Origin of the sequence: Rhodococcus sp. G-MC3 (genome assembly GCF_030063335.1) — a bacterium.
In the GTDB taxonomy this organism is placed as follows: Bacteria; Actinomycetota; Actinomycetes; order Mycobacteriales; family Mycobacteriaceae; genus Rhodococcoides.
The window spans coordinates 1-1,415 of record NZ_JASISW010000076.1; the positions used below are offsets into that span (position 1 = coordinate 1).

The window sequence follows — 1,415 nt, forward strand, 5'->3', positions numbered from 1 at the left end:
GAGTGCATCGAGTGCGCGGGTGAGGTTGCCGCAGTGCAGTAGTGATCGGATTCGGTAGTGGGTGAGGTTGCGGAATCCGAGAGCGTTGCGCCGCAGCGCTTCCAATCTGCCGTTGATCGCTTCGGTCGGCCCGTTCGATGCCCGGTGGGTGAAGTAGGCGAGGATGTCCGCTCGCCGTCGGTGCAGGGTCCGCCCGAGTTGGGCGAGCTCCTCGAGACCGTCCGGGACGCCGGTGCGGATGGTGTCGATCAATCGAGTGAGAATCCGGTGCCCCTGCTTCGGGTCGGGGTGGGCGTACGCGGCGATCAACCGTTGATACACCACCCACGTCACCTCCACCGGAGTGTGGTTCGGGTCGGCGAATGTTGCTGCAAGCCTGTCTTTCTGACGATCCGACAGCAACACCTCCCTCGTTCGCAGGGTGCGCCTCGTCCGATACAGCGGGTCACCGGTCCGGCCCCGGTGCCCGCAGGTGTCCTGCTGCACTCGCTGGCGGCACAAGTCCAGTTTCGTTCCGGCGAGGGCGACGACGTGGAACGGGTCCATCACCGTCACCGCATCGGGGACGCTGCCGGTGGCGGCGGTCTTGTAGCCGCCGAACCCGTCCATCGCCACCACCTCGATCCCCGCTCGAAAAGAGTCGGTGCGCTGTGCGAGCCACCCCGTCAGCGCCGCCGCCGAACGCCCCGGTACCAGGTCGAGCAACCGCGCCGGGCCGGTTCCGTCGACGACCGGCGTCAGGTCGACGATGACCGTCACGAACCCACCACCGGCAGCGTGTCGGGTGTGCGCCCACCTGTGTTCGTCGACCCCGATCACCCGCACACCGTCGAAGCGGGTGGTGTCGGCGGCCACCACAGTGGTGGTGGCGTCGACGGCGATCGCGTTGACGGTGTCCCACGACAGGCCGAGTTCGCGGGCCACGGCGGCGACGGTGGTGCGGTCGAGCATCAACCTCCGCAGGACGTACCTCGCGCAGCGGCGGGTGGTGGACCACCCGGCCCTCGCGAGGCGGTCGGTGTTGTGGCAGAACACTTCCCGGTCACAGGATGTGTTCGTGCACCGGTAGCGGGGAACACGTACCCGTAGCTGCAGCGGGTGCCCGACCACCGGAACATCGGTCACTCTGCGTTCGATCCGGTCACGGTACTTCCCGGTGGTTCCGCAGGCGGGGCACCGATCCGGTGCGGTGGTGATCAGGTCGCAGAACACGATCGTGGTGTCGCCGTCGATCGCAGCGTCGCGGATGGTGACGCCGAGTTCGACGGTGCGGATGATCGTGTCGGCTACGGCAGAAGCGGAAACAGTCGTATTCTCGGACACAGGGCTCCCCGGTGGGTCGTGACGAGTTGGCGTGAGAACCCTCATCATCGGCCTCCGGGAGCCCGCCTCACCGCAACGACACGACCCCACCG

1 protein-coding gene is annotated in these 1,415 nt (G+C 67.4%); it reads right to left on the reverse strand.

Going from position 1 to position 1,415, the window contains the following annotated elements:
• A partial coding sequence (locus tag QMK17_RS26220; protein ID WP_442972836.1) for an ISL3 family transposase occupies positions 1 to 1,278 on the reverse strand: 1,278 nt, incomplete at its 3' end.
• Positions 1,279 to 1,415: the final 137 nt, after the last annotated feature.